5 protein-coding genes are annotated in these 2,847 nt (G+C 43.6%); 1 reads left to right on the top strand and 4 read right to left on the bottom strand.

What is annotated here, in order from left to right:
• Nucleotides 1-267: 267 nt before the first annotated feature.
• The 3 genes from F6K52_RS34970 to F6K52_RS34960 all read right to left on the bottom strand — a co-directional run bounded on the left by F6K52_RS34970 (nucleotide 268) and on the right by F6K52_RS34960 (nucleotide 1,156).
• Nucleotides 268-597: a type II toxin-antitoxin system HicB family antitoxin gene (locus tag F6K52_RS34970; RefSeq protein ID WP_293089580.1), complete on the bottom strand. Its 330-nt coding sequence runs from the start codon at nucleotides 595-597 to the stop codon at nucleotides 268-270.
• 133 nt (nucleotides 598-730) lie between these two features.
• A complete protein-coding gene (locus tag F6K52_RS34965; protein ID WP_293087308.1) occupies nucleotides 731-973 on the bottom strand; it encodes a hypothetical protein in 243 nt (80 codons plus the stop codon).
• 24 nt (nucleotides 974-997) lie between these two features.
• A complete protein-coding gene (locus F6K52_RS34960; protein ID WP_293089579.1) occupies nucleotides 998-1,156 on the bottom strand; it encodes a hypothetical protein in 159 nt (52 codons plus the stop codon).
• A gap of 184 nt (nucleotides 1,157-1,340) precedes the next feature.
• On the opposite strand from F6K52_RS34960, the gene F6K52_RS34955 reads away from it, so the two are divergent.
• The gene (locus tag F6K52_RS34955; RefSeq protein WP_293089581.1) at nucleotides 1,341-1,913 is read left to right on the top strand and encodes a Uma2 family endonuclease; all 573 of its coding nucleotides are present in this window, start codon (nucleotides 1,341-1,343) and stop codon (nucleotides 1,911-1,913) included.
• A 356-nt stretch (nucleotides 1,914-2,269) separates the two neighbouring features.
• On the opposite strand, the gene F6K52_RS34950 is transcribed toward F6K52_RS34955, so the two are convergent.
• Nucleotides 2,270-2,731 (bottom strand): hypothetical protein, encoded by a 462-nt coding sequence (locus F6K52_RS34950; protein ID WP_293089578.1) that lies wholly within the window; start codon nucleotides 2,729-2,731, stop codon nucleotides 2,270-2,272.
• Between the last annotated feature and the right edge of the window lie 116 nt (nucleotides 2,732-2,847).

Below are 2,847 nucleotides of genomic sequence, written 5' to 3'. Positions count from 1 at the left end.
GCCCCTCCGCGCCGGAACAATACAATAAGTTCTATTTTTTAGGAACGTAGGTGACTGACAAACCAGCATTTTCGGCTTTGTTTCTCAGTACATATATTATAGCAATTTTATAATACCCTGTGCAAAATTCATCCCACAGCTAACCTGTCTTCAGTCGAACCTACTAGCTGGCGCATTTCAGAGCTCCAATTTAACCAAAAAGCATTCCGGTAGCGGCTCAATGCGCGCGCATCCCTTGTTCTCGATTGCTGTATGATGCTCGAATCCCTAGCTACATAGTTTCAAACTTATGTAACGGTTAAGACTTACTCCAGACTCAGCGGCTTTTATTGCCAATGAACGATGTTGCTCCGGTGGAATTCGTATTTGAAATTTACCGCTATATTTTTTCTCGGCAAGAGGTTGTGGAATAGCTTCTCCAGAGGTTTCCATATCTTCGAGGACTTCTGCGACTAAATTACTAATGCCTTCTAAAGCAGCTACCAGAGATGTGTCAAGGTGAGATAGACTGGGAAATTCTGCACACAATCCCACAAACTCCCCGTCTTCTTTTGACCATGTAATGCTGTAAGTATAGTGTTGGTGATTAACTTTCATTACTGTCCTCCAACTTATCAATAGCCTCTAAGACTTGACGAACTTGATAAACTTTAGCCTTTCCACTCTTTCCCTTTTGAATATTGACACGAGGATTCCCTTTCCACGGGGTCGCTATCAAACAACACCCGCCTCACTTGTATTTTGCCTCAAGATAATCAATGTAGGACTCTTTGGAATCCTCTGGAGTTAGCTCAACCACACCAAGTAGGCTTTGAGTCCAAGGATCAAGACCAGTCATTGGTGTTGAACTTGAGCTATAAGACCTAGATGATAGGGTTTCTTGTTCAATTGAGGCCAACAGGGACTCGACTAAACGCCAGCGTACGCTTATTGGTAATTGCAATGCTTGGTTTTGCAATTCTTGCCATGTCATTGGCTTTATTCCTCAAGAACTATCCTATTCTAATTGTAGAGTATGGGCCAGTTGGAGTGATGTGATCCCTGGCTCACTTATCCCCAGGTAAAGGGCAGCTTTTAAGGCAGTCTGAATTGGCACTGATACTAAATAGTCTCCGCCTGCCACCGGATGAGGGATTGGGGATGTCGAGTTGGTCATCAATTCTCGAGTGCGTTCCCGTAGCGGCTCAATGCGCACGCATCCCTTATTCTCGATTGCTGTATGATGGTCCTATAGGAGAGACTTGACCACTATAGGGTACCGTGTAGGAATTGTGAGAATTTTTGATGCGATATTCCCTACTCCCTGTTCCCTGTTCCCTGTTCCCTGTTCCCTTTGCAATATGACTCCTTTGGCATTAAATTTAGACACCATTGAGCTGACTGACGAACAGTTCTATCAGCTATGTCAAAATAACCGTGAGTTACAGTTTGAACGAACGGCCAAAGGAGACTTAATTATTATGCCACCTGTTGGCGGAGAGAGCAGCAATCGAGAAGCAGATTTAATTATTGATTTGGGAATTTGGAATCGGCAAACCGGTCTCGGTTATACTTTCAGTTCCTCCACTGTATTTAAATTGCCCAATGGCGCAAATCGTTCTCCTGATTGTGCTTGGATTCAAAGGGAACGTTGGGAAGCCCTTACCCCAGAACAAAGACGCAAGTTTCCCCCGATTGTACCGGATTTTGTGATTGAGTTAAGGTCAGCAACGGATGATTTGGAAATGCTGCGTTCTAAGATGGGGGAATATAGGGATGTAGGGGTACAGTTGGGATGGTTGATTAATCCCCAACAGCAGCAAGTGGAAATTTATTGTCAAGGGCAAGAGGTAGCGGTGCGAAGTCTTCCCACGGAATTATCTGGTGAGAATCTATTGCCTGGATTTAGGTTGCGTTTATCCCGGTATTTGTAGAGAGATTATTGCTTCTCGGATACGGGCAAGTCATCAACGAGAAGTATGAGCTATTATCCCGCTATTTTGGTGGATACAGACTTGTTGATGGCTTTCTATGATTCAGCCGATCAACATCAATGAAAATCGACTAGTTGAATAGTTTACCATGGGAGTATTAATCCTAGGATCAGCCATTCCATTACTGATAATTTAAAAAGGTGCGTTACACTTTGTTAACGCACCCGACAAGATCGGCGATTAGCCCAAAGGGCTACGCTTCGCAATTGACCGTAGGTCACGCTACGCGATGAAGCGTTCGCGTAGCGTGGCCAAAGGCCTCAGCTTCCGCTAAAAGCGAACGCACTTACTCACAACTAAAACTCACAACTCATAAATCCACTATTAGCGCCAATAATAACATCCAAGCCGAAGTTAGAGCGCAATTTCCAGATGGGTTCTCGAAATGGAGGAGTCTCCGGCCAAGATAGTTCAATGCTTTCAAAAGCATCGCCGCAATTTATTTCATGGAAGATATCAATTGCTTCCTCGTACTTAACATTGTACTCGGGAATAGGTTCTATGCCCAGAGGACAGGGGATTTTGATGGGTTCGGTCATTCCCACACGTGGCGGATTAGCTGCGAAATATTGCACGCAGAAATCATTTCCTATCAAATCTTTGTACTCAAATCCCACCACTTCTTCAGCAGTGTATGCAGGTATTTCAAATAATACACCTTCTTTACTGAGTAGTGTTCCCTCGGCAGCATGGGCTATGGGGACAGCAAATGTAAAAGTAGCCAGTAGGGCTAGCAAAAATCCGAAAATGCGCTTCATCTTTATTTAGTTAATAGGGGTCAAACTTGAGACAAAATTTTATTTTTTTGTCTCAACACCTTAAAGACGATTAGAAGCAGTGGTTTCTGAATTTTTAAAATTAGAGAAGCAGATTA

It is taken from the genome of Moorena sp. SIO3H5 (genome assembly GCF_010692395.1).
GTDB lineage: Bacteria > Cyanobacteriota > Cyanobacteriia > Cyanobacteriales > Coleofasciculaceae > Moorena.
The sequence above is the reverse complement of the archived record's forward strand: the minus strand, read 5'-3'. Positions and strand labels throughout refer to the sequence as shown.

Excerpts from the sequence above, each read along its gene's own strand:
- F6K52_RS34970 (WP_293089580.1), bottom strand. The coding sequence starts at position 597 with ATGAAAGTTAATCACCAACACTATACTTACAGCATTACATGGTCAAAA.
- F6K52_RS34965 (WP_293087308.1), bottom strand. The coding sequence starts at position 973 with ATGACATGGCAAGAATTGCAAAACCAAGCATTGCAATTACCAATAAGC.
- F6K52_RS34960 (WP_293089579.1), bottom strand. The coding sequence starts at position 1,156 with ATGACCAACTCGACATCCCCAATCCCTCATCCGGTGGCAGGCGGAGAC.
- F6K52_RS34955 (WP_293089581.1), top strand. The coding sequence starts at position 1,341 with ATGACTCCTTTGGCATTAAATTTAGACACCATTGAGCTGACTGACGAA.
- F6K52_RS34950 (WP_293089578.1), bottom strand. The coding sequence starts at position 2,731 with ATGAAGCGCATTTTCGGATTTTTGCTAGCCCTACTGGCTACTTTTACA.